The organism is Pseudomonas sp. LLC-1, from assembly GCF_002992185.1.
Taxonomy (GTDB): domain Bacteria; phylum Pseudomonadota; class Gammaproteobacteria; order Pseudomonadales; family Pseudomonadaceae; genus Aquipseudomonas; species Aquipseudomonas monteilii.
On sequence record NZ_LUVY01000008.1, the window covers coordinates 242,796 to 263,287 of the forward strand.

A 20,492-nucleotide genomic window follows, 5' to 3' on the forward strand; every position below is an offset into this window, starting at 1 on the left:
CTCACTCCACGAACAGGCAGGCGGGTTGTTCGAGCAGGCCACGCACGGCCTGGATGAACAGGGCGGCGTCCATGCCATCGACCACGCGGTGGTCGAACGAGCTGGACAGGTTCATCATCTTGCGCACGACGATCTGGCCGTCGATCACCACGGGCCGCTCAACCATGCGGTTGACACCGACGATTGCCACTTCCGGGGTGTTGACCACCGGCGTGCTGACGATGCCACCCAGGGCGCCGAGGCTGGTCAGGGTGATGGTCGAGCCGGACAGCTCTTCGCGGCTGGCCTTGTTGTTGCGCGCAGCGTTGGCCAGGCGTGAAATCTCACCGGCATTGGTCCACAGGCTGCCCGCTTCGGCGTGGCGCAACACGGGGACCATCAGGCCGTTGTCACCCTGGGTGGCGATGCCCACATGCACCGCGCCATGGCGGGTGATGATCTGCGCTTCGTCATCGTAGGTGGCGTTGATCTGCGGGAAGTCACGCAGCGCCACGACCAGGGCGCGCACCAGAAACGGCAGCAACGTCAGCTTGCCACGGCTGTCGCCGTGCTTGCTGTTGAGCTGCTGGCGCAGGGCTTCCAGGGCGGTGACGTCGATTTCTTCCACATAGCTGAAGTGCGCGACCCGGCGCTTGGCGTCCTGCATGCGCTGGGCGATCTTGCGGCGCAAGCCGATCACCGGCACCTGCTCGCTGTCGGTGCGCCTGGCATAGCCATTGGGGGTTTGCCCGGCTGCGCTTTGCGGTTTGCTCATGAACGCGTCGAGGTCTTCGTGCAGGATGCGCCCGGCCGGGCCGCTGCCATGCACGTAACGCAGTTCGATACCAGCATCCAGCGCACGTTTGCGCACCGCCGGCGAGGCCAGTGGCTTGTCGCCCGGTTGGCGCGGCACGATGGGCGCTGCCTCGTGGTTGGCTGGCGCCTGGTGCGCCGCCGGTTTAACGTCTTTCTGTGGTTCAGGTTTAGCGGCTACCGGGGCCACAGGCGCTTCGGCCGGCTTGGCTTGCGGCGCATCCACATGGTTGCCGCTGCCTTCCACTTCGATGCGGATCAGCTCACTGCCGACCGCCATCACTTCACCGGGCTGGCCACCCAGGGCCAGCACCTTGCCGCTGACCGGCGACGGGATTTCCACGGTGGCCTTGTCGGTCATGACGTCGGCAACCACCTGGTCCTCGGCGATGATGTCGCCCACCTTGACGAACCATTCCACCAACTCGACCTGCGCGATGCCTTCGCCAATGTCCGGCATCTTGATGACGTGCGTGCCCATTCAGACCTCCATGACCTTTTTCAATGCCGCACCTACCCGCGAAGGCCCTGGGAAGTAAGCCCATTCCTGCGCGTGAGGGTAGGGGGTGTCCCAACCGGTGACGCGCTCGATCGGCGCCTCCAGGTGGTGGAAGCAGTGCTCCTGCACCAGCGACACCAGTTCTGCGCCAAAGCCACAGGTACGGGTGGCCTCGTGTACCACCACGCAACGGCCGGTCTTTTTCACCGACTCGACGATGGTGTCCAGGTCTAGCGGCCACAGGCTGCGCAGGTCGATCACTTCGGCGTCCACGCCACTTTCTTCGGCGGCCACCTGGGCCACGTACACGGTGGTGCCATAGGTGAGCACGGTCACGTCATTGCCGGGGCGGGTGATGGCGGCCTTGTCCAGTGGCACGGTGTAGTAGCCGTCAGGCACGGCGCTGTGCGGGTGTTTCGACCACGGCGTAACCGGGCGGTCGTGGTGGCCGTCGAACGGGCCGTTGTACAGGCGCTTGGGCTCCAGGAAGATCACCGGGTCGTCGCATTCGATCGAGGCAATCAGCAGGCCTTTGGCGTCGTACGGGTTGGATGGCATCACGGTGCGCAGGCCGCACACCTGAGTGAACATCGCTTCCGGGCTCTGGCTGTGGGTCTGGCCGCCATAGATGCCGCCACCGCAAGGCATGCGCAGGGTCAGCGGGGCGATGAACTCGCCGGCCGAACGGTAGCGCAGGCGGGCCATTTCAGAAACGATCTGGTCGGAGGCCGGGTAGAAGTAGTCAGCGAACTGGATTTCCACCACCGGGCGCAGGCCGTAGGCACCCATGCCCACGGCGGTGCCGACGATGCCGCTTTCCGAGATGGGCGCGTCGAACACGCGGGACTTGCCGTACTTGGTCTGCAGGCCTTCGGTGCAGCGGAACACGCCGCCGAAGTAGCCGACGTCCTGGCCGTACACCACCACATTGTCGTCGCGCTCAAGCATGACATCCATGGCCGAGCGCAGGGCCTGGATCATGGTCATGGTAGTGGTGGCCATGGCGGTTTCCGGGTTGATGCTGTTGTTGTGGTCGTTCATCTCAAACCCCCAGTTCCTGGCGTTGGCGGCGCAGGTGGTCGGGCATCTCCTTGTACACGTCCTCGAACATCGAGGCGGCGCTCGGGATGTGACCGTTGGCCAGGGTGCCGTACTGCTCGGCTTCTTTTTGCGCAGCAATCACGGCCGCTTCGAACTCGGCCGTGGTGGCCTGGTGTTCTTCTTCGGACCAGTGGCCGATCTTGATCAGGTGCTGCTTCAGGCGGGCGATCGGGTCGCCCAGCGGGAAGTGGCTCCAGTCATCGGCAGGGCGGTACTTGGACGGGTCGTCCGAGGTCGAGTGCGGGCCGGCACGGTAGGTGACCCACTCGATCAGGCACGGGCCCAAACCACGGCGGGCACGTTCGGCAGCCCAGCGCGAAGCGGCGTAAACGGCGACGAAGTCGTTGCCGTCCACCCGCAGCGAGGCGATGCCGCAGCCCACGCCGCGGCCGGCGAAGGTGGTCGACTCGCCACCGGCGATGGCCTGGAAGGTAGAAATGGCCCACTGGTTGTTGACCACGTTGAGGATCACCGGGGCGCGGTAAACGTGGGCAAAGGTGAGGGCGGTGTGGAAGTCCGACTCGGCGGTGGCGCCATCACCGATCCAGGCCGAGGCAATCTTGGTATCGCCCTTGATGGCCGAGGCCATGGCCCAGCCGACCGCCTGCACGAACTGGGTCGCCAGGTTGCCGCTGATGGTGAAGAAGCCGGCTTCGCGCACCGAGTACATGATCGGCAGCTGGCGGCCCTTGAGGGGGTCGCGTTCGTTGGACAGCAACTGGCAGATCATCTCCACCAGCGACACGTCGCGGGCCATCAGGATGCTTTGCTGACGGTAGGTGGGGAAGCACATGTCGGTGCGGTTAAGTGCCAGCGCCTGGCCGCTGCCGATGGCTTCTTCGCCCAGGCTCTGCATGTAGAAGGACATCTTCTTCTGGCGCTGGGCAACCACCATGCGGCTGTCGAAGATCCGCGTCTTGAGCATGGCGCGCATGCCTTGGCGCAGGATCTGCGGGTCGATGTCTTCGGCCCAGGGGCCTTGGGCGTCGCCTTGCTCGTCGAGCACGCGGACCAGGCTGTAGGACAGGTCGGCGGTGTCGGCAGCATCGACATCGACAGGGGGTTTACGGGCTTGACCTGCATCGTTCAGGCGCAGGTAGGAAAAATCGGTCTGGCAGCCTGGCCGGCCGGTGGGCTCGGGCACATGCAAACGCAGGGGGGCGTACTCGTTCATGCTTTTTACGCTCGCTCGGGTATTTGTTTTTGTGAGCTCTGAAGCGGCCGCCGCTGAGTACCGGCTTGTGACTGGTAAGTCAGCGTCCCCTACATCTTAGTGGTCCGGCAGGAGAATTTTTCTCTCAAGTTGATTGCCTTTGCCGAGCGGGGCAGATAAACATTCCGCATAAACACAAAAAACCGGTGATTTTGTCTCATGCGCAAACTCGATCGTACCGATATCGGCATTCTCAACAGCCTGCAGGAAAACGCCCGCATCACCAATGCCGAGCTGGCACGCTCGGTCAACCTGTCGCCTACGCCCTGTTTCAACCGGGTGCGGGCCATGGAAGAGCTGGGGGTGATCCGTCAGCAGGTGACCTTGTTGTCGCCCGAAGCGTTGGGGCTGGATGTGAATGTGTTCATCCATGTCAGCCTGGAAAAACAGGTAGAGCAGTCGCTGCACCGCTTCGAGGAAGAGATTGCCGAACGGCCCGAGGTGATGGAGTGCTACCTGATGACGGGCGACCCGGATTACCTGTTGCGAGTGCTGCTGCCGAGCATCCAGGCGCTGGAGCGGTTTCTCGATTACCTCACGCGGTTGCCGGGGGTGGCGAATATCCGCTCAAGCTTTGCCTTGAAGCAGGTGCGGTACAAAACCGCTTTGCCCCTGCCGGCCAATGGCATGACCTTGCGGGAGTAGCGGGCAGCACAGGTGCTAAAGAGGGTGCTTGATATTTTAAACACCCCCAGCCTATGTTGTTGTCAGCGCACAACAACAAGGACAAGCGTCATGAGCACCGCTCAGCTTCAGGGCATCGATGAAATCGAATGCGTCACCCCCGACCTCAACGGCGTGCCGCGCGGCAAGGTAATGACCGCCGAGGGCTTCCTCGAAGGCCGCCGCCTGCAGATGGCACGCGGGGTGTTGCTGCAATGCATCATGGGCGGTTACCCGCCGGCGAAGTTCTACGGCAGCGACGACGGCGACCTGGCACTGGTCGCCGAACCCAGCCAGGTCCATCGCCTGCCCTGGAGCAACGACGCCCGCGCCCTGGCCATTTGCGACGCCAATGAACTGGATGGTCGCCCCTCGGCACTGTCCACCCGTGGCCAGCTCAAGGCCGTGATCGCCCGCTATGCGGCGCTGGGCCTGGCGCCAGTGGTGGCGACCGAGCTCGAATTCTTCGTCTTTGCCCCCAACAGCGACCCCCAGCAACCGTTCCAGCCACCCGTAGGCATCGATGGCCGCCGTGAGCTTGGCCACTCGGCATTCAGTATCAGTTCCAACAACGGCCTGCGCCCGTTCTTCAAGGAGGTGTACCAGTGCATGGCCGCGCTCGGCCTGCCGCGCGACACCTTCATGCATGAAATGGGTGTCAGCCAGTTCGAGATCAACCTGCTGCACGGCGACCCACTGCTGCTGGCCGACCAGACCTTCCTGTTCAAACACCTGCTCAAGGAAGTGGCACTCAAGCACGGGCTGACCGTGGTGTGCATGGCCAAACCGCTGGCGCGCACGCCTGGCAGCTCCATGCATATTCACCAGAGCCTGGTCGATACCAGCAGCGGGCGTAACGTGTTCAGCGATGAGCAGGGCCAGCCTACCGATACCTTCCACCATTTCATCGGCGGCCTGCAGGCCTGCATGGCCGACTTCACTGCGCTGTTTGCGCCCAACGTCAATTCGTACCAGCGGCTGTGCCACCCCTATGCTTCGCCGAACAACGCCTGCTGGTCCGAGGACAACCGTGCAGCAGGCCTGCGCATCCCGGCCAGTGCACCGGTCGCGCGTCGGGTGGAAAACCGTTTGCCCGGCGCCGACGCCAACCCCTACCTGGCCATCGCCGCCAGCCTGGCTGCGGGGTTGCACGGCATCGAGCAGCGCCTGCAACCTTCGCCGGCCATGCAGGGCGAGTTCGAAGTGCCGGAGCACTTGAGCTTGCCATGCACCCTCCATGCGGCGCTGGAGCGGCTCAAGCGCAGCGCGCTGGCGCGGGAACTGTTCGGCAGTGAGTTCATCGAAGGCTACATCGCCAGCAAGACCCTGGAGCTGACCGATTTCTTCGACGAAATCACCCCGTGGGAGCGCCGGGTCCTGGCGGCACAGGCCTGATCGCGACACGACCTGCACCGGACACGCCCCGGCTGCACCATTTTGCAGTCGGGGGCCTGCACTGACCGGCGTTTGCCCTTATGCTGCTAGCACCTACCGCCACCTGACCAGGGAGCATTGCGGGACGTATGCGAAATGTATGGAAGCCGTTTCAGTCGTTGTATTTCGCCGCGCTGATGATGTTGATCGGCTCGGGCCTGCTCAGTACCTACCTTGCCTTGCGCCTGGCGGCCGACCACGTCGACAGCCTGTGGGTGGGTGCGTTGATGGCGGCCAACTATTTTGGCCTGGCGGTGGGCGGCAAGGTTGGCCACCGGTTGATCGGCCGGGTAGGGCACATACGCGCCTATGCCACCTGCGCTGGCATCGTCGGTGCGGCAGTGCTTGGCCATGGCCTGACCAGCTGGCTGCCGGCCTGGGTCGGGCTGCGCATGATCGTGGGCCTGGGCATGATGTGCCAATACATGGTCATCGAGAGCTGGCTCAACGAGCAGGCTGACGTGAAGCACCGTGGCGCGGTGTTCAGCGGCTACATGATTGCCTCGTACCTGGGGCTGGTGCTTGGCCAGCTGATCCTGGTGGTGCACCCCGCGCTTGGCCCGGAGCTGCTGATGCTGGTGGCCATGTGCTTTGCCCTGTGCCTGGTGCCGGTGGCGATGACCCGGCGCATTCACCCGGCGCCCTTGCGCCCGGCGCCGATGGAGCCGAAGTTCTTCATCAAGCGTGTGCCGCAATCGCTCAGTACGGTATTGGGCTCGGGATTGATCGTCGGCTCGTTCTACGGCCTGGCGCCCTTGTATGCCTCCAGCCAAGGAATGACGACCGAGCAGATCGGTCTGTTCATGGGTAGCTGTATTTTTGCTGGCCTGCTGGTGCAGTGGCCACTGGGCTGGTTGTCTGACCGTTACGACCGGGCGGTGCTGATCCGCAGCGTGGCAATTGGCCTGGCGTTGGCCGCTGCGCCCTTGGCGATACTGCCCAGCGTGCCGCTGGAGTTGCTGTTTGGTATCGGCTTTTTGATTTCGTTGCTGCAGTTCTGCCTGTACCCGCTGGCGGTGGCGTTTTCCAACGACCACGTGGAAAGCGAGCGGCGGGTGTCGCTGACCGCCATGCTGCTGGTGACCTACGGTGTGGGTGCGTGCATCGGGCCACTGGCGGCGGGCGTGCTGATGAAGGTGCTGGGCGCGCAGATGCTGTATGCGTTCTTTGTGTTCTTCGCCTTGGTGCTGGTGTGGCGCATTCGGCCGAAAGCGGTTACCGGGCTGCACCAGGTTCAGGATGCGCCGCTGGGCCACGTGGCGATGCCGGCGGCGGGTTCGCCATTATCGGCGGCGCTGGACCCACGGGTGGATGAGCAGACCGTGCAGGACATGATGCAGGCGCCGGTGGCGGCTGAAGATACCGAGGATGAAGGGAAGGGGGCTGAGCCACAGGCCACTGAACCGCAGGAGGCCAGCAAGTCGGTGTAAGCCTGTGCCGGCCTCTTCGCGGCGGTTCGACGCCTCGATGAGCCCGCTCCCACAGGAATAGCGCTAAGCCTGAGGGCAACACTTTACCTGTGGGAGCGGGCAAGCCCGCGAAGAGGCCGGCACTGGAGAGACACAAAAGAAAACGCCACCTCATCAGGTGGCGTTTTTTCATTCAGCCGACGATCAATAGTCGTCCTTGTCGAACCGCCGCGCCTCACGCTGCAGCTGGTACACAAAGCTCTCGATCTTGCGCTGTGCCTGCCCGCTCAGGTTATGGAAGCGTACGCCGGCAAAGGTGGTGTTGATGCGCTCTTCATAGTGCAGGTGGCGCAGTTCGACCATGGTGTCCACCAGGCCCAGCGGGTTGCCCGCCTTGAAGCGTTCGTACACCTGGCCCAGTTGCAGGCGGTCTTCGACATTGCCTTCAAAGCGCAGTTTGCAGCCGGTAGCCGAGATATCCAGCAGTTTGCCGCGCAGGGCGCCGTTACCCTTCAGGTGGGCACCGTCGAGGATGATATCGACCAGCTGCGACAGCTTCAGCGCGGCGCGGAACGCATTGCGGCGCTGGTGGTAGGTCATCTCTACTGGCATGGGGCCGCTGTAGCAGCGGTGGCCGTCGACTTCGGTAATCTTCAGCTCGTGGTTGCATTCCCAGGCGATGCGCACGCCATCGTGGAAACCTTCGATGCGGAAGTGCTCGCCGTTCTCGATGAACTTCTCGCCGTCGCGGGGGATCATTTCGTCCAGGGCCAGGGTGTTGCTTTCACGGTCCACGTGCACCACATAGCTCTGGAAGCGCTGGCTACGGTCGTGGAAGGTGATGATGAGGGGGTCGTGGCTTTCCTGCAGCTGCCGCAAGTTGGCCGCAATCTCCAAGGGGGTGCTCAGCACCTTTGGCGGTTGCGGGGCATCGGATTCATTGAACACGGCTTATCGTTCTCCAGGCAAAAGCGACACACGCAAGTAACGGCATTTTGCCAGTATGTTCTGTGCCTTGATAGAAAAATCACACTTGGCTGAGCGCCCGTGGCTTGGCCAGCGGCGAGGTGCTGCCGCGGCTGTCGTACAGTGACGGCGAATCGCCGCCCATGAGGATCCGGATCTGGTTGCTGGTGACGTGTTGCTGCACCTGGATGATCCGGCCATTGGTCTCGTTAAGCTGTTGGCAGGCTTGCATCAACTGGCTGATCACGTCGAGTTGTTGCAGGATCAATTCACCGTTGGGCGATTGTGCCGCCACAGCCTCCACACCGGCGCGATCTGCGCTCAGGCCAAGGCTGGTAAGCAGGTTGTTGCGCCGCAGGCCTTGCTGCTCGAGCAGCACGATCAAAGACTGTTTGCGGGCCAGGATACTTTCCAGCGGGGCCATATCGCGGCCATGCAGGGCTACAGACTCCTTTTGCAGGAGGTCGAGCAGTTCCTGCATCGGGGCAATGTCGTCTTCGATCAGTTGCAGCAAGGTGATGTCGTGCATGGCTAACTCTTGGCTTTTCTAGCGTCCGTGAAGTCAGCGCGCCGTACGGTCAGCGCTGGGCTTCGAAATCGAGCAGTTTGCTGGCGACCCGGCCGGCATCGACCTGGTAGCTGCCGTCGGCGATCGCCTGTTTCAACTGGGCCACGCGGGCGCTGTTGACCACGGGCTCGTCGCGCAGCTTGTCGCTGATCTTCTGCAACTGCTGGGCCTCTTGGCTGAGGTGCACCGCTTCTCCGCTGGCGCTGGTGGCGCTGGCTGCTTCCTGGCTGGCTGCCGGCTTTTCGGCGCTGCCAGACGCGGAGTTGCCGCGCACACCGCCCGTGACGGACGGCGAGTTATTCAAACGACTGAAGTCGATGACCATGATCAGAAACCTCTGGGTATTTGGACGCTTGCCTTGTTTTCGGCCAACCCGATAGAAACTTTAGGCACAAATGCATAGCCGCCTGTCGGCAGGCTCGCGTAACCCGTTTTCTGACACAGTTTAGGAAATGCGGTTCCTCACCGCCAGCGCAATCGGGTGGCTGGCTTACATACTGACCTCGACCTGGCCGGGGCCGGTCACCCTGGCTTTGACCACCCGCTTGGAGTTGAGGTTGCGTACCCGGATCTGCTCGCTCAGCCCGCCCTTGCTCAGGGCCTCGCCCGGCATGCGTACGCTCAGGCTGCCGCTGCGGGCAATGATCACCACCTGGTCACCTTTGCGGACCACCTCGGCCTGCTCCAGGTGTTGCGGGGTGAGCACCTGGTCGATCACCGTGGGGCGCAGCATCTTCATGCCCACTGCCTGGTCCAGCTCGGTCAGAAAGCCCTGGCCAAGGGTGCCGACATCGCGCTCGCGCAGGGCCACGTCGCCTTCGCCAACCGTGTTGTCGCGCTTGAGCGGGCGGGTTACCACGACCACGTCGCGGAACAGCCGTACGGTGGCCGGCACAAACACTGTCCACGGGGCTGCGCTGTCGCAGCGAACCCGCACCGTCACCCGTCCCAGTGGCTGCGCGGGGCTTTCCAGCGAGGCGTCCAGTGGCTGGCTGCACAGCGGCATGCGCAGGCGCGGGTCCAGCGGGTTGACCTGGATTTCGTAACGGCCGGCTGTCTGGGTGGTGGCCAGGTAATCTTCTACGGTGAATTCAAGAAACCCTTGGGTGACACCGATAAGTTGTTCAGGCAAGGTGAACGCGTCCGCTAACGTACGAACGCCGGGCGCCAGCAGGCACAGCGTGGCCAGCAAGCCGGTCAGCAGGCGCGTCAATCGTCGGAAAAATGTCGTTTTCGTGTGCATGACGCTCAAAAAAGCAAAGCCCGTGCCGACTCGCTACCTGAGTTGCAACGAAAGGCTGAAAGATTAAGGAGTCTGGCATGGCGGGTGTTATGGATTCGGTCAACCAGCGCACGCAGCTGGTGGGGCAGAATCGCCTGGAATTGCTGCTGTTTCGCCTCAATGGCGAGCAGCTATACGGCATCAACGTGTTCAAGGTCAGGGAAGTGCTGCAATGCCCTGCGCTGACCCTGCTGCCCAAGGCGCACCCGGTGGTGCGTGGCGTTGCCAACATTCGCGGGGCGACCATCCCGATTCTCGACCTGTCGATGGCCACCGGGTTGCGGCCGCTGCAGGAAGACACGCGCAACAGCTTCGTGATCATCACCGAGTACAACACCAAGACCCAGGGCTTCCTGGTGCACTCGGTGGAGCGCATCGTCAACATGAACTGGGAAGAGATCCATCCGCCACCCAAGGGCACTGGCCGTGACCACTACCTGACGGCGGTCACCCGTGTTGACAACCGGATGGTCGAGATCATCGATGTGGAGAAGGTGCTGGCCGAAGTGTCGCCATCGTCGGAGTCGGTATCGGCCGGGGTGATCGACGCCGAAGTGCAGGACAAGGCCGTGCTGATGCGGGTGCTGACCGTCGACGATTCGTCGGTGGCGCGCAAGCAGGTCAGCCGTTGCCTGCAGACCGTGGGGGTGGAAGTGGTGGCACTCAATGATGGCCGTCAGGCCCTGAACTACCTGCGTCAGCTGGTGGACGAGGGCAAAAAGCCGGAAGAAGAGTTCCTGATGATGATCTCGGACATTGAAATGCCGGAAATGGACGGCTATACGCTAACGGCGGAGATCCGCAGCGACCCGCGCATGCAAAAATTGCACATCTGCCTGCATACTTCGCTTTCCGGGGTGTTCAACCAGGCAATGGTCAAGAAGGTCGGCGCCGATGACTTCCTGGCCAAGTTCAAGCCGGACGACCTGGCCCAGCGGGTGGTCGACCGGATCAAGGCAGCGCATTGAAGCAGCCGGGGGCAGGCCCCCGGCACCAGTGATTGAAAAGAGGCGGCAGTAGTGTCTACGGGTAATTTGGATTTCGAACAGTTCCGGGTATTCCTGGAGAAAGCCTGTGGCATCCTGCTGGGCGAGAATAAGCAGTACCTGGTTTCCAGCCGTCTCAACAAGCTGATGGAGCAACAGGGCATCAAGAGCCTGGGCGAGCTGGTGCAGCGTATCCAGGCCCAGCCGCGCGGCGGTTTGCGCGAGCAGGTGGTGGATGCCATGACCACCAACGAGACCCTGTGGTTTCGCGATACCTACCCGTTCGAAGTGCTGAAGAACAAGGTGATTCCCGAGTTCATCCGCAACAACCCCGGCCAGCGCCTGCGCATGTGGTCGGCGGCCTGTTCGTCGGGACAGGAGCCGTATTCCATCTCGATGGCCATCGACGAGTTCGAGCGCAGCAACCTGGGCCAGCTGAAGATGGGTGCGCAGATTGTGGCCACCGATCTGTCCGGCACCATGCTCACCAATTGCAAGACCGGTGAGTACGACAGCCTGGCGATTGCCCGCGGCCTGTCGCAGGAGCGCCTGCAGCGCTACTTCGACCCCAAGGGGCCAGGGCGCTGGGCGGTAAAGCCAGCGATTCGCAGCCGCGTCGAGTTCCGCTCGTTCAACCTGCTCGACAGCTATGCCAGCCTGGGCAAGTTCGACATCGTGTTCTGCCGCAACGTGCTGATCTACTTCTCGGCGCAGGTGAAGAAGGACATCCTGCTGCGCATTCACAGCACCCTGAAGCCGGGTGGCTACCTGTTCCTCGGTGCGTCGGAAGCCCTGAACGGGTTGCCGGACCATTACCAGATGGTGCAGTGCAGCCCGGGGATCATCTACCAGGCCAAGTAAGCACAAAGGCCGGCAGCGAAAGTTGCCGGCCTTTTTGTTTGCCTGCGTCGGCCTCTTCGAGCGTGCAGGAAAAACACTGACGTCAATTTTTTGATTTGCCGCTTTTGCCACCCGGCAATTGCCGCTTTCGCCGCCCAAGGCGGAAGGCCTTTGCCGCTTTTCTGGCATCACCCTGACACCACCGTACCTCGAAAGCCTGAGTTTCCGGGCTTTTTACGCGTTGGCACAGCCCTTGCTATACCTTGCTCAACGACATTCCGGTCAACCTCTGAAGGTTTCCCCGACATGAGCATCAGTTTCGACAAGGCGCTTGGCATTCACGAAAAGGCACTGGGCTTCCGCGCCCAGCGCGCCGAAGTGCTGGCCAACAACATCGCCAACGCCGACACGCCCAACTACAAGGCGCGTGACATGGACTTTTCTTCGGTGCTCGCCGCCGAAACCAGCAAGCAGCAAAGCGGCCGCTTCGCCATGGACCGTACCAACAGCCGGCACATCGAAGCCGAAGGCCTCGCCATCGCCGCTGACGATACCCTCAAGTACCGCACGCCGCTGCAGCCGTCGATCGACCAGAACACCGTGGACGCGCAGATCGAGCAATCGAACTACACCGAAAACGCCATTGGCTTCCAGGCCAGCTTCACGCTGCTCAACAGTAAATTCAAAGGGCTGGTTTCCGCCCTGCGGGGAGAATGACCATGTCCCTTTCCAGTGTTTTCAACATTGCCGGTAGCGGTATGAGCGCGCAGAACACGCGCCTGAACACCGTTGCGTCCAACATTGCCAACGCCGAGACCGTGTCTTCGAGCATCGACCAGACCTACCGCGCCCGCCATCCGGTGTTCGCCACCACCTTCCAGGACGCACAGGCCGGCAGCAGCCAGTCGCTGTTCGAAGACCAGGGTGAGGCAGGGCAGGGCGTGCAGGTAAAAGGCATCGTCGAAGACCAGAGCACCCTGGAGGCCCGCTACGAGCCGAACCACCCGGCGGCGAACAAGGACGGCTACGTCTACTACCCGAACGTCAACGTGGTCGAGGAGATGGCTGACATGATCTCTGCCAGCCGCGCGTTCCAGACCAATGCCGAACTGATGAACACGGCCAAGACCATGATGCAGAAAGTGCTGACCCTGGGGCAGTGATAAGGAATTCGGACCATGGCAATCGATACTAACGGTGTGAACCTCAATGACGTGCTGTCGGCGTCGGGCGTGGGCACCAGCACCAAAAAGACCACGGACACTGCATCCAAGACCGGCACCGATTCGCTCGGCAAAGATGCCTTCCTGCAGTTGCTGGTCACCCAGATGCAGCACCAGAACCCGCTGGACCCGCAGGATAACGGCGAGTTCGTTGCCCAGCTGGCGCAGTTCAGCAGCCTGGAAGGTATTACCTCGCTGAACGACTCGGTCAGCGCCATCACCAGTGCCATGGCTTCGTCCCAGGCGCTTCAGGCATCGTCGCTGGTAGGGCGGTCGGTGGTGGTTCAGAACGACAAGGCCGTGGTTGATACCGCTGAAAGCTTCAATGCCCAGTTCGTTGTACCCCAGGCCATCAGTGAAGCGAAGATCACCATCAAGGACAAGGACGGCAACACGGTCAAGACCATCGAGTTGGGTGAGCAGAAAGCCGGTTACGCCGACTTTATCTGGGACGGTACCAACAACAGTGGCGAGAAAGTGGACCCGGGCACTTACACCTTCACCGCAAGCACCACAGTCGATGGCAAGGCGGTGCAAATGAGCACGCTGCTGCCGGCCAAGGTCACCAGCGTCAGCTTCAGTGCCTCGGGCGAAATGGTGCTCAACCTTGCCGGTGTAGGCAAGGTCTCCCTCTCCGACGTGCAAACCATTGGTATCTAAGGCCCGCTAGAGCGGCAAAAGGAGCGAATTCATGTCTTTCAATATCGGCCTTAGCGGTCTGTACGCAGCCAACAAACAACTGGATGTCACGGGCAACAACATCGCCAACGTCAATACCACGGGCTTCAAGTCCTCGCGTGCCGAGTTCGCGGATGTCTATGCGGGCGCCAACCGCCTGGGTGTGGGCAAGAACCAGGTGGGCAATGGTGTGCGGCTGGCAGCCATTTCCCAGCAGTTCACCCAGGGTGATGTAAACACCACGGGCAACGTGCTGGACATGGGCATCCAGGGGCAGGGCTTCTTCGTGCTGTCTGATAACGGCTCGAAGGTTTACACCCGGGCGGGCTCCTTCCAGCCAAGCAAGGACAACTTCGTCGAGACCTCCGATGGCCTGCGCCTGCAAGGTTACATGGCGGATGCCACCGGCAAGATCCAGAAAAGCGGCCTGACCGACCTGAAGATCGACACGTCGGCATTGCAGCCCAAGGCAACCTCGTTGATCGACCAGGGCATCAACCTGAACTCCTCGGCGGCCTCGATTCCTTTCCTGGTGTATGACAACACCAAGCCGCCGTCCATGGCCGCATTCGACCCGGCGGACCCAAGCACTTATCAGCGCTCCAGCACCAGTACCGTGCTGGATGCTAACGGTGTTCAGCACGAAGTGCAGCAGTACTACCGCAAGACCGACACCAACGAATGGACCATGTACACGCTGGTCGACGGTCGCAACCCGTTCGACCCGGCCAGCACCACCCCGCTGGCCGGCACCATCAACTACAACAGTGATGGCACCATCAGCTCCATGGTGGCTGACACCACGGGCGTGCCAAGTGGTGCGTCGTTCACGGTCAGCAATGGCGCGTTTGCCATGACCGGCTGGGTGCCGGCCACTCAGGATGCCAATGGTGACTGGGTTGCCAGTGGCGCGGCAGGTACCAACCAGTCGCTGGGTGTCACCTCGCCTGCCTTGGTGGCAAACAAGCCGTTCGACCCTTCCGACGATACGACCTATACCCGCTCGTTCCCGACCAAGGTGTATGACAGCCAGGGCAACGAACACACCATGGAGCAGTTCTACCGCAAGACCGGTACCAACGAGTGGACCATGTACACCCTCGTTGACGGGCGCAACCCGTTCAACCCGGGCAGCACAGAGCCGCTGGTGGGCACGATCGCATTCAACAGCGATGGTTCGGTCAACTCGATGACAGCTGACAACACGGGCCATCCGGCGGGCACCTCGTTCACGGTCGTCAACAATACCTTCAGCATGATTGGCTGGGTGCCGGCAGTCGAAGATGCTTCGGGTAACTGGAGTGCCAACGGTGCGGTGGGCGATGCTGCCGGCATGAAAATGTCGATGGCCAGCACCACCTCCTACAACACTGAAACGGCGCGTATGTCCCAGTCCCAGGACGGTTATGCCACGGGCATCCTGTCCAACCTGAGCATCGACGCGACGGGTGTGTTGTTCGCCTCCTTCAGCAATGGCCAGTCGCGCGCCATTGGTCAGGTCGCGCTGGCGAGCTTCGCCAACGAGCAGGGGCTGCAGCAAATCGGCAGTACCCGTTGGACCGAGACCTACAACTCGGGCATTCCGGGTATCGATTCGCCGAAAACCGGTACCTTGGGCGCGATCGAGTCCAACTCGCTGGAAGGTTCCAACGTCAACCTGACGCAGGAGCTGGTTGATCTGATCAAGGCGCAAAGCTACTACCAGGCGAACGCCAAGACCATTTCGACCGAAAGCACCGTCATGCAGACCATCATTCAGATGACTTGACCGTGATTGTTTGAGTGCGTACAGGCGAACCCCTTTCTCGTGAAGGGGTTCGTTGTTTTTGCAGGAGGGGTGATGAAAAGGCTGTTTGTCGCAATGCTGGTTGCCTGCTGTCTTGGTCAGCTGCAGGCGGCGCCAGCGCCTTACTGGCGATGGGAGAGCCTGGTGGATGGGCGTCTGGTGTGTTCGCAGTGGTCGCCAGGTGAGGGCTGGAGGCGCTTTGCCGGGCCTTACAACAATGCGCGTTGCCGTGACGTGCCATAGGCACAGGCTTGCCTGTAGATGAAACCGTTTTGCCGCCAGCGGCAAAGCAGCGCCGGATAACCGGCGGCTGTCGTCGCCCGGGCTTTCCCAATTGCCCGTATTCATGGGCTTTTTCGTGCTTTTGGCAAGTTGGTTCGGAACTTGCTTTAGCCCCTGTAGAGCAACGGCGAACGGCAAACGGCCGCCAGTGCAACGGAGGATGATTGTGGACAAGATGCTTTATGTGGCCATGACCGGGGCCAGCCAGAACGCGCTGGCGCAGAAGGCGCATGCCAACAACCTGGCCAACGTTTCTACCAATGGTTTTCAGCGTGACCTGGAGCAGGCGCGCTCGATGCCGGTGTTTGGTGACAGCTTTCCGGCGCGTGCCTTTGCCATGACCGAGCGCCCGGGCACTGACTTCAGTGAAGGCCCGATGGTGGAAACCGGCCGCGACCTGGATGTGACCGTGAGCGGTAACGGTTTTATCGCCGTGCAAGCGCCAGATGGCAGTGAAGCGTATGTGCGTACCGGTAGCCTGAACATCGATGCCCTCGGGGTGTTGCGTGCCGGCAACGGTATGCCTGTGCTCGGCAACGGCGGCCCCATTGCCATTCCGCCTGAGCAGAAGGTCGAAATCGGCTCCGACGGCACCATCAGCATTCGCTCCATGGGTGAAGACCCGCGCGTGATGGCGGAAGTCGATCGCATCAAGCTGGTCAACCCCGACACCAAAGGCCTGACCAAAGGCCAGGACGGGCTGATCCATACCACGTCCGGCCAACCCGCCGATGCCGACATCAACGTGCGGGTGGTATCAGGCTTTCTGCAGGGCAGTAACGTCAACACTGTCGAGGAAATGACCTCTGTGCTGGCGCTGTCTCGCCAGTTCGAACTGCACGTCAAGATGATGAACGCGGCCAAGGAAGGCGACGAAGCCATGGCGCGTGTTTTGCAACTCGGCTAACCACATTTGAACGGGTGCCGTAAATCAGGCGCACGAGGAGAACACTAAATGCTTCCGGCTCTCTGGGTCGCTAAAACCGGCCTGTCCGCACAGGACACCAACCTGACGGTCATCTCCAACAACCTGGCCAACGTCTCGACCACCGGCTTCAAGCGGGATCGTGCCGAATTCCAGGACCTGCTGTACCAGATCAAGCGTCAGCCAGGTGCGCAGTCTACCCAGGACAGCGAGTTACCGTCGGGCCTGCAGGTCGGTACTGGTGTGCGCATTGTCGGCACGCAGAAAAACTTCCAGACCGGCAGCTTGCAGACCACGGAAAACCCGTTGGACATGGCCGTCAATGGCCGTGGTTTCTTCCAGATCCTGCAACCTGACGGCACCGTCTCCTACACCCGCGACGGTACGTTCCACCTGAACTCCGACGGCCAGATCGTCAACGCCGATGGCCTGGCGCTGGAGCCTGCCATCGTGGTCCCGAACGACGCCCAGACCTTCACGGTGGGCCAGGACGGCACCGTGTCGATCACCACCGCCGGCAACCCGGCTGCACAGGTTATCGGCAACATTCAGACCGCCGACTTCATCAACCCGGCGGGCCTGCAGGCGATGGGTAACAACCTGTTCCTGGAAACCGCTGCCAGTGGTGCGCCGCAGGTCGGCACCCCGGGCCTCAACGGCTTCGGCACTACCCTGCAGCAGACGCTGGAAAACTCCAACGTCAGCACGGTGGAAGAGCTGGTGAACATGATCACCACCCAGCGTGCCTACGAGATGAACTCCAAGGTCATCTCCACCGCCGACCAGATGCTGTCGTTCGTGACTCAGCAGCTCTAAGTCCAGTAGCTTCGTTACACCCGTGAGGTATGCATCATGAATCGTCTGTTGTCCGTGTTCGCCCTGGGGGGGGCGGTGTTGCTGGCAGGTTGCGTCGGCCCGACGCCCAAGCCCAACGACCCGTACTATGCGCCGGTCCTGCCGCGCACCCCGTTGCCGGCAGCGGCCAACAACGGTTCGATCTACCAGGCCGGTTTCGAGCAGAACCTGTACAGCGACCGCAAGGCGTTCCGGGTGGGTGACATCATCACCATCACGCTTAACGAGCGCACGTCCGCCAGCAAGAACGCCGGTTCGCAGATCGCCAAGACCAGCAAGACCGACATTGGCCTGACGTCGCTGTTCGGCACCACGCCCAACACCAACAACCCGTTCGGTGGCGGCGACCTTTCGCTGGAGGCCGGTTACAGCGGCGACCGCGCCACCAAGGGCGATAGCAAGGCTACCCAGGGCAACACCCTGACCGGCTCCATCACCGTCACCGTGGCCGAAGTGTTGCCCAACGGCATCATCGCCGTGCGTGGCGAGAAGTGGCTGACCCTGAACACCGGCGAAGAGCTGGTGCGTATTGCCGGCATGATCCGCGCTGACGATATCGCCACTGACAACACCGTGCCGTCCACCCGTGTGGCCGATGCGCGCATCACCTATTCCGGTACCGGCTCGTTCGCCGATGCCAGCCAGCCCGGGTGGCTGGACCGCTTCTTCATCAGCCCGCTTTGGCCTTTCTGAGTACGGATGACCATGTTCAACGTGAGGCAGCTGATTGCCACAACCCTGCTCTTGTCCTGTGCGTTCGCTGCCCAGGCCGAGCGCCTGAAGGACATCGCCAGCATCTCTGGCGTGCGTTCCAACCAGTTGATCGGTTACGGCTTGGTGGTGGGGCTGAACGGCACGGGTGACCAGACCACCCAAACGCCGTTCACCCTGCAAACCTTCAACAACATGCTGTCGCAGTTCGGCATCAAGGTGCCGGCCGGTTCCGGTAACGTGCAGCTGAAAAACGTTGCAGCGGTGTCGGTGCATGCCGACCTGCCGGCATTCGCCAAGCCTGGCCAGGTAGTGGACATTACCGTTTCCTCGATCGGTAACTCCAAGAGCCTGCGCGGCGGCAGCCTGCTGATGACCCCGCTCAAGGGTATCGACGGCAACGTCTACGCCATCGCCCAAGGCAACCTGGTCGTCGGCGGCTTTGATGCAGAAGGCCGTGACGGCTCGAAGATCACCGTCAACGTTCCGTCGGCCGGCCGTATTCCGGGCGGTGCCAGTGTCGAGCGTGCAGTGCCGAGCGGCTTCAACCAGGGTAATACCCTGACCCTGAACCTCAATCGCCCCGACTTCACCACCGCCAAGCGTATCGTCGACAAGGTCAACGACCTGCTCGGCCCTGGTGTGGCACAGGCCGTGGACGGTGGTTCGGTGCGGGTCAGTGCGCCGATGGACCCAAGCCAGCGCGTGGATTACCTGTCGATCCTGGAAAACCTCGAAATCGACCCGGGCCAGGCCGTGGCCAAGGTGATCATCAACTCGCGTACCGGCACCATCGTCATTGGCCAGAACGTCAAGGTGTCGCCTGCGGCGGTCACCCACGGCAGCCTGACCGTGACCATTACCGAAGACCCGATCGTCAGCCAGCCTGGGCCGTTCTCCAATGGCCAGACCGCCGTGGTGCCACGGTCGCGGGTCAATGCCGAGCAGGAAGCCAAGCCCATGTTCAAGTTCGGCCCGGGCACCACGCTGGATGAAATCGTCCGTGCGGTGAACCAGGTGGGCGCAGCGCCAGGCGACCTGATGGCGATCCTCGAAGCCCTGAAACAGGCCGGCGCCTTGCAGGCCGACCTGATCGTGATCTGAGGACGGCGCGGATGAACAGCAAAAGCCTGGTTTCCGGCAGCGCCGACAGCGGTGCCTACACCGACCTCAATCGCCTGAGCTCGCTCAAGCATGGCGACCGCGACAGCGATGCCAACGTGCGCAAGGTCGCCCAGGAGTTCGAGTCGCTGTTCATCAGCGAAATGCTCAAGGCCTCACGCAAGGCCAGCGACGTGCTGGCTGACGACAACCCGATGAACACCGAAACGGTGAAGCAGTACCGTGACATGTATGACCAGCAGCTGGCTGTGAGCATGTCGCGCGAAGGTGGCGGTATCGGGTTGCAGGATGTGCTGGTGCGCCAGCTGTCGAAGAACAAGGCCAGCCCGGCCAGCACCAGCCCGTTTCCACGTACCGAGGGCAACGCCCCGACATTGTGGGGCAACAAGGTGGCCGAGCCGGTGCATGCCACCCAGTCGACCGCCACCCGCAACGACGTCGCTGCACTCAACTCGCGTCGTCTGGCGCTGCCGAGCAAGCTCACCGACCGCCTGTTGGCCGGCATCGTGCCGTCGGCGGCCACGGCCAACACCGCCACCGTGCCTGCCCGTGACGGCCAGCAAGTGGCCAAGGCCTTCGCCGTGCCGGACAACGGCCTGCGCATTGTCGGCCGTGCCGTGGCCCAGCCGCCGCTGGCGCCGAACAAAGCCTTCGGCGACAGCGATGAATTCGTCGCCACCATGCTGCCGATGGCCGAACAGGCGGCCAAGCGCATTGGTATCGACCCGCGCTACCTGGTGGCCCAGGCCGCACTGGAAACCGGGTGGGGCAAGTCGGTCATGCGCAACACCGACGGCAGCAGCAGCCACAACCTGTTCGGCATCAAAGCCACTGGCAACTGGGACGGCGGTGAGGCGAGGGCGATTACCAGCGAGTACCGTGATGGCCAGTTCGTCAAGGAGACGGCGGCGTTCCGTTCGTACGATTCCTACCAGGACAGCTTCCACGACCTGGTCAGCCTGCTGCAGAACAATTCACGCTATCAAGATGCGGTGAAGGCCGCCGATAAACCAGAACAGTTCGTGCAAGAGTTGCAAAAGGCCGGGTACGCCACCGACCCGAATTACGCCAGCAAGATCTCGCAGATCGCAAGACAGATGAAGTCGTACGAGCACTACGCAATGCTCGGTACCGCAACAAAACTTTAAGGGTATGGA

The 20,492-nt window shown here is 62.1% G+C and carries 22 protein-coding genes; 15 read left to right on the plus strand and 7 right to left on the minus strand.

Going from position 1 to position 20,492, the window contains the following annotated elements:
- Nucleotide 1 precedes the first annotated feature (1 nt).
- From A0O30_RS07635 to A0O30_RS07645, 3 genes are read right to left on the minus strand one after another with little or no spacing between them, the layout of a single operon-like run.
- Complete coding sequence (locus tag A0O30_RS07635; RefSeq protein ID WP_105946066.1) at nt 2–1,273, minus strand: dihydrolipoamide acetyltransferase family protein; 1,272 nt, start codon at nt 1,271–1,273, stop codon at nt 2–4.
- Entirely contained in the window at nt 1,274–2,332 is a 1,059-nt protein-coding gene (locus tag A0O30_RS07640) for an alpha-ketoacid dehydrogenase subunit beta (protein WP_012273542.1), read from the minus strand. It abuts the gene before it with no gap.
- 1 nt (nt 2,333) lies between these two features.
- Nucleotides 2,334–3,566 carry a 3-methyl-2-oxobutanoate dehydrogenase (2-methylpropanoyl-transferring) subunit alpha gene (locus A0O30_RS07645; protein WP_105946067.1) on the minus strand — a complete coding sequence of 411 codons (1,233 nt, stop codon included), beginning with the start codon at nt 3,564–3,566 and terminating at the stop codon, nt 2,334–2,336.
- A gap of 198 nt (nt 3,567–3,764) precedes the next feature.
- Here A0O30_RS07645 and bkdR point away from each other — a divergent pair, with 198 nt between their 5' ends.
- From bkdR to A0O30_RS07660, 3 genes are all read left to right on the plus strand, one after another.
- A complete protein-coding gene (gene bkdR, locus A0O30_RS07650) occupies nt 3,765–4,250 on the plus strand; it encodes a Bkd operon transcriptional regulator BkdR (RefSeq protein WP_012273540.1) in 486 nt (161 codons plus the stop codon).
- Between the two features lie 171 nt (nt 4,251–4,421).
- Nucleotides 4,422–5,663, plus strand: a complete 1,242-nt coding sequence (locus A0O30_RS07655; protein ID WP_177410261.1) for a glutamine synthetase family protein — start codon at nt 4,422–4,424, stop codon at nt 5,661–5,663.
- Between the two features lie 128 nt (nt 5,664–5,791).
- Nucleotides 5,792–7,132, plus strand: coding sequence for an MFS transporter (locus A0O30_RS07660; protein ID WP_105946069.1), 1,341 nt, complete (start codon nt 5,792–5,794; stop codon nt 7,130–7,132).
- A gap of 183 nt (nt 7,133–7,315) precedes the next feature.
- Here A0O30_RS07660 and A0O30_RS07665 read toward each other — a convergent pair whose 3' ends face one another.
- The 4 genes from A0O30_RS07665 to flgA all read right to left on the minus strand — a co-directional run bounded on the left by A0O30_RS07665 (nt 7,316) and on the right by flgA (nt 9,888).
- Nucleotides 7,316–8,059 carry a flagellar brake protein gene (locus A0O30_RS07665; RefSeq protein WP_105946070.1) on the minus strand — a complete coding sequence of 248 codons (744 nt, stop codon included), beginning with the start codon at nt 8,057–8,059 and terminating at the stop codon, nt 7,316–7,318.
- A gap of 79 nt (nt 8,060–8,138) precedes the next feature.
- On the minus strand, nt 8,139–8,606 hold the full coding sequence (locus A0O30_RS07670; RefSeq protein ID WP_028699581.1) for a flagella synthesis protein FlgN: 468 nt from the start codon (nt 8,604–8,606) through the stop codon (nt 8,139–8,141).
- 49 nt (nt 8,607–8,655) lie between these two features.
- Complete coding sequence (flgM, locus tag A0O30_RS07675) at nt 8,656–8,970, minus strand: flagellar biosynthesis anti-sigma factor FlgM (protein ID WP_016711823.1); 315 nt, start codon at nt 8,968–8,970, stop codon at nt 8,656–8,658.
- Nucleotides 8,971–9,135: 165 nt separating this feature from the next.
- Nucleotides 9,136–9,888 (minus strand): flagellar basal body P-ring formation chaperone FlgA, encoded by a 753-nt coding sequence (gene flgA / locus A0O30_RS07680; protein ID WP_016711822.1) that lies wholly within the window; start codon nt 9,886–9,888, stop codon nt 9,136–9,138.
- A gap of 77 nt (nt 9,889–9,965) precedes the next feature.
- Here flgA and A0O30_RS07685 point away from each other — a divergent pair, with 77 nt between their 5' ends.
- The 12 genes from A0O30_RS07685 (at nt 9,966) to flgJ (ending at nt 20,483) form a co-directional block, all read left to right on the plus strand.
- Nucleotides 9,966–10,895, plus strand: coding sequence for a chemotaxis protein CheV (locus tag A0O30_RS07685; protein WP_010955104.1), 930 nt, complete (start codon nt 9,966–9,968; stop codon nt 10,893–10,895).
- 51 nt (nt 10,896–10,946) lie between these two features.
- A complete protein-coding gene (gene cheR, locus A0O30_RS07690; RefSeq protein WP_004575768.1) occupies nt 10,947–11,774 on the plus strand; it encodes a protein-glutamate O-methyltransferase CheR in 828 nt (275 codons plus the stop codon).
- 285 nt (nt 11,775–12,059) lie between these two features.
- On the plus strand, nt 12,060–12,470 hold the full coding sequence (gene flgB, locus A0O30_RS07695; RefSeq protein ID WP_016711821.1) for a flagellar basal body rod protein FlgB: 411 nt from the start codon (nt 12,060–12,062) through the stop codon (nt 12,468–12,470).
- 2 nt (nt 12,471–12,472) lie between these two features.
- A complete protein-coding gene (flgC, locus tag A0O30_RS07700) occupies nt 12,473–12,916 on the plus strand; it encodes a flagellar basal body rod protein FlgC (protein WP_027609421.1) in 444 nt (147 codons plus the stop codon).
- A gap of 15 nt (nt 12,917–12,931) precedes the next feature.
- A complete protein-coding gene (gene flgD, locus A0O30_RS07705) occupies nt 12,932–13,636 on the plus strand; it encodes a flagellar hook assembly protein FlgD (protein WP_016711819.1) in 705 nt (234 codons plus the stop codon).
- Nucleotides 13,637–13,667: 31 nt separating this feature from the next.
- Nucleotides 13,668–15,422, plus strand: a complete 1,755-nt coding sequence (locus A0O30_RS07710) for a flagellar hook-basal body complex protein (protein WP_105946071.1) — start codon at nt 13,668–13,670, stop codon at nt 15,420–15,422.
- A gap of 72 nt (nt 15,423–15,494) precedes the next feature.
- Nucleotides 15,495–15,683 (plus strand): hypothetical protein, encoded by a 189-nt coding sequence (locus A0O30_RS27965; protein WP_082426447.1) that lies wholly within the window; start codon nt 15,495–15,497, stop codon nt 15,681–15,683.
- A gap of 205 nt (nt 15,684–15,888) precedes the next feature.
- Nucleotides 15,889–16,629, plus strand: a complete 741-nt coding sequence (locus tag A0O30_RS07720; RefSeq protein ID WP_105946114.1) for a flagellar basal body rod protein FlgF — start codon at nt 15,889–15,891, stop codon at nt 16,627–16,629.
- Between the two features lie 48 nt (nt 16,630–16,677).
- Nucleotides 16,678–17,463 carry a flagellar basal-body rod protein FlgG gene (gene flgG, locus A0O30_RS07725; protein ID WP_012051601.1) on the plus strand — a complete coding sequence of 262 codons (786 nt, stop codon included), beginning with the start codon at nt 16,678–16,680 and terminating at the stop codon, nt 17,461–17,463.
- Between the two features lie 36 nt (nt 17,464–17,499).
- Nucleotides 17,500–18,195, plus strand: a complete 696-nt coding sequence (gene flgH, locus A0O30_RS07730) for a flagellar basal body L-ring protein FlgH (RefSeq protein WP_060500738.1) — start codon at nt 17,500–17,502, stop codon at nt 18,193–18,195.
- 12 nt (nt 18,196–18,207) lie between these two features.
- On the plus strand, nt 18,208–19,317 hold the full coding sequence (locus A0O30_RS07735; RefSeq protein ID WP_027609424.1) for a flagellar basal body P-ring protein FlgI: 1,110 nt from the start codon (nt 18,208–18,210) through the stop codon (nt 19,315–19,317).
- 11 nt (nt 19,318–19,328) lie between these two features.
- Nucleotides 19,329–20,483, plus strand: a complete 1,155-nt coding sequence (gene flgJ / locus A0O30_RS07740) for a flagellar assembly peptidoglycan hydrolase FlgJ (RefSeq protein WP_105946072.1) — start codon at nt 19,329–19,331, stop codon at nt 20,481–20,483.
- Nucleotides 20,484–20,492: the final 9 nt, after the last annotated feature.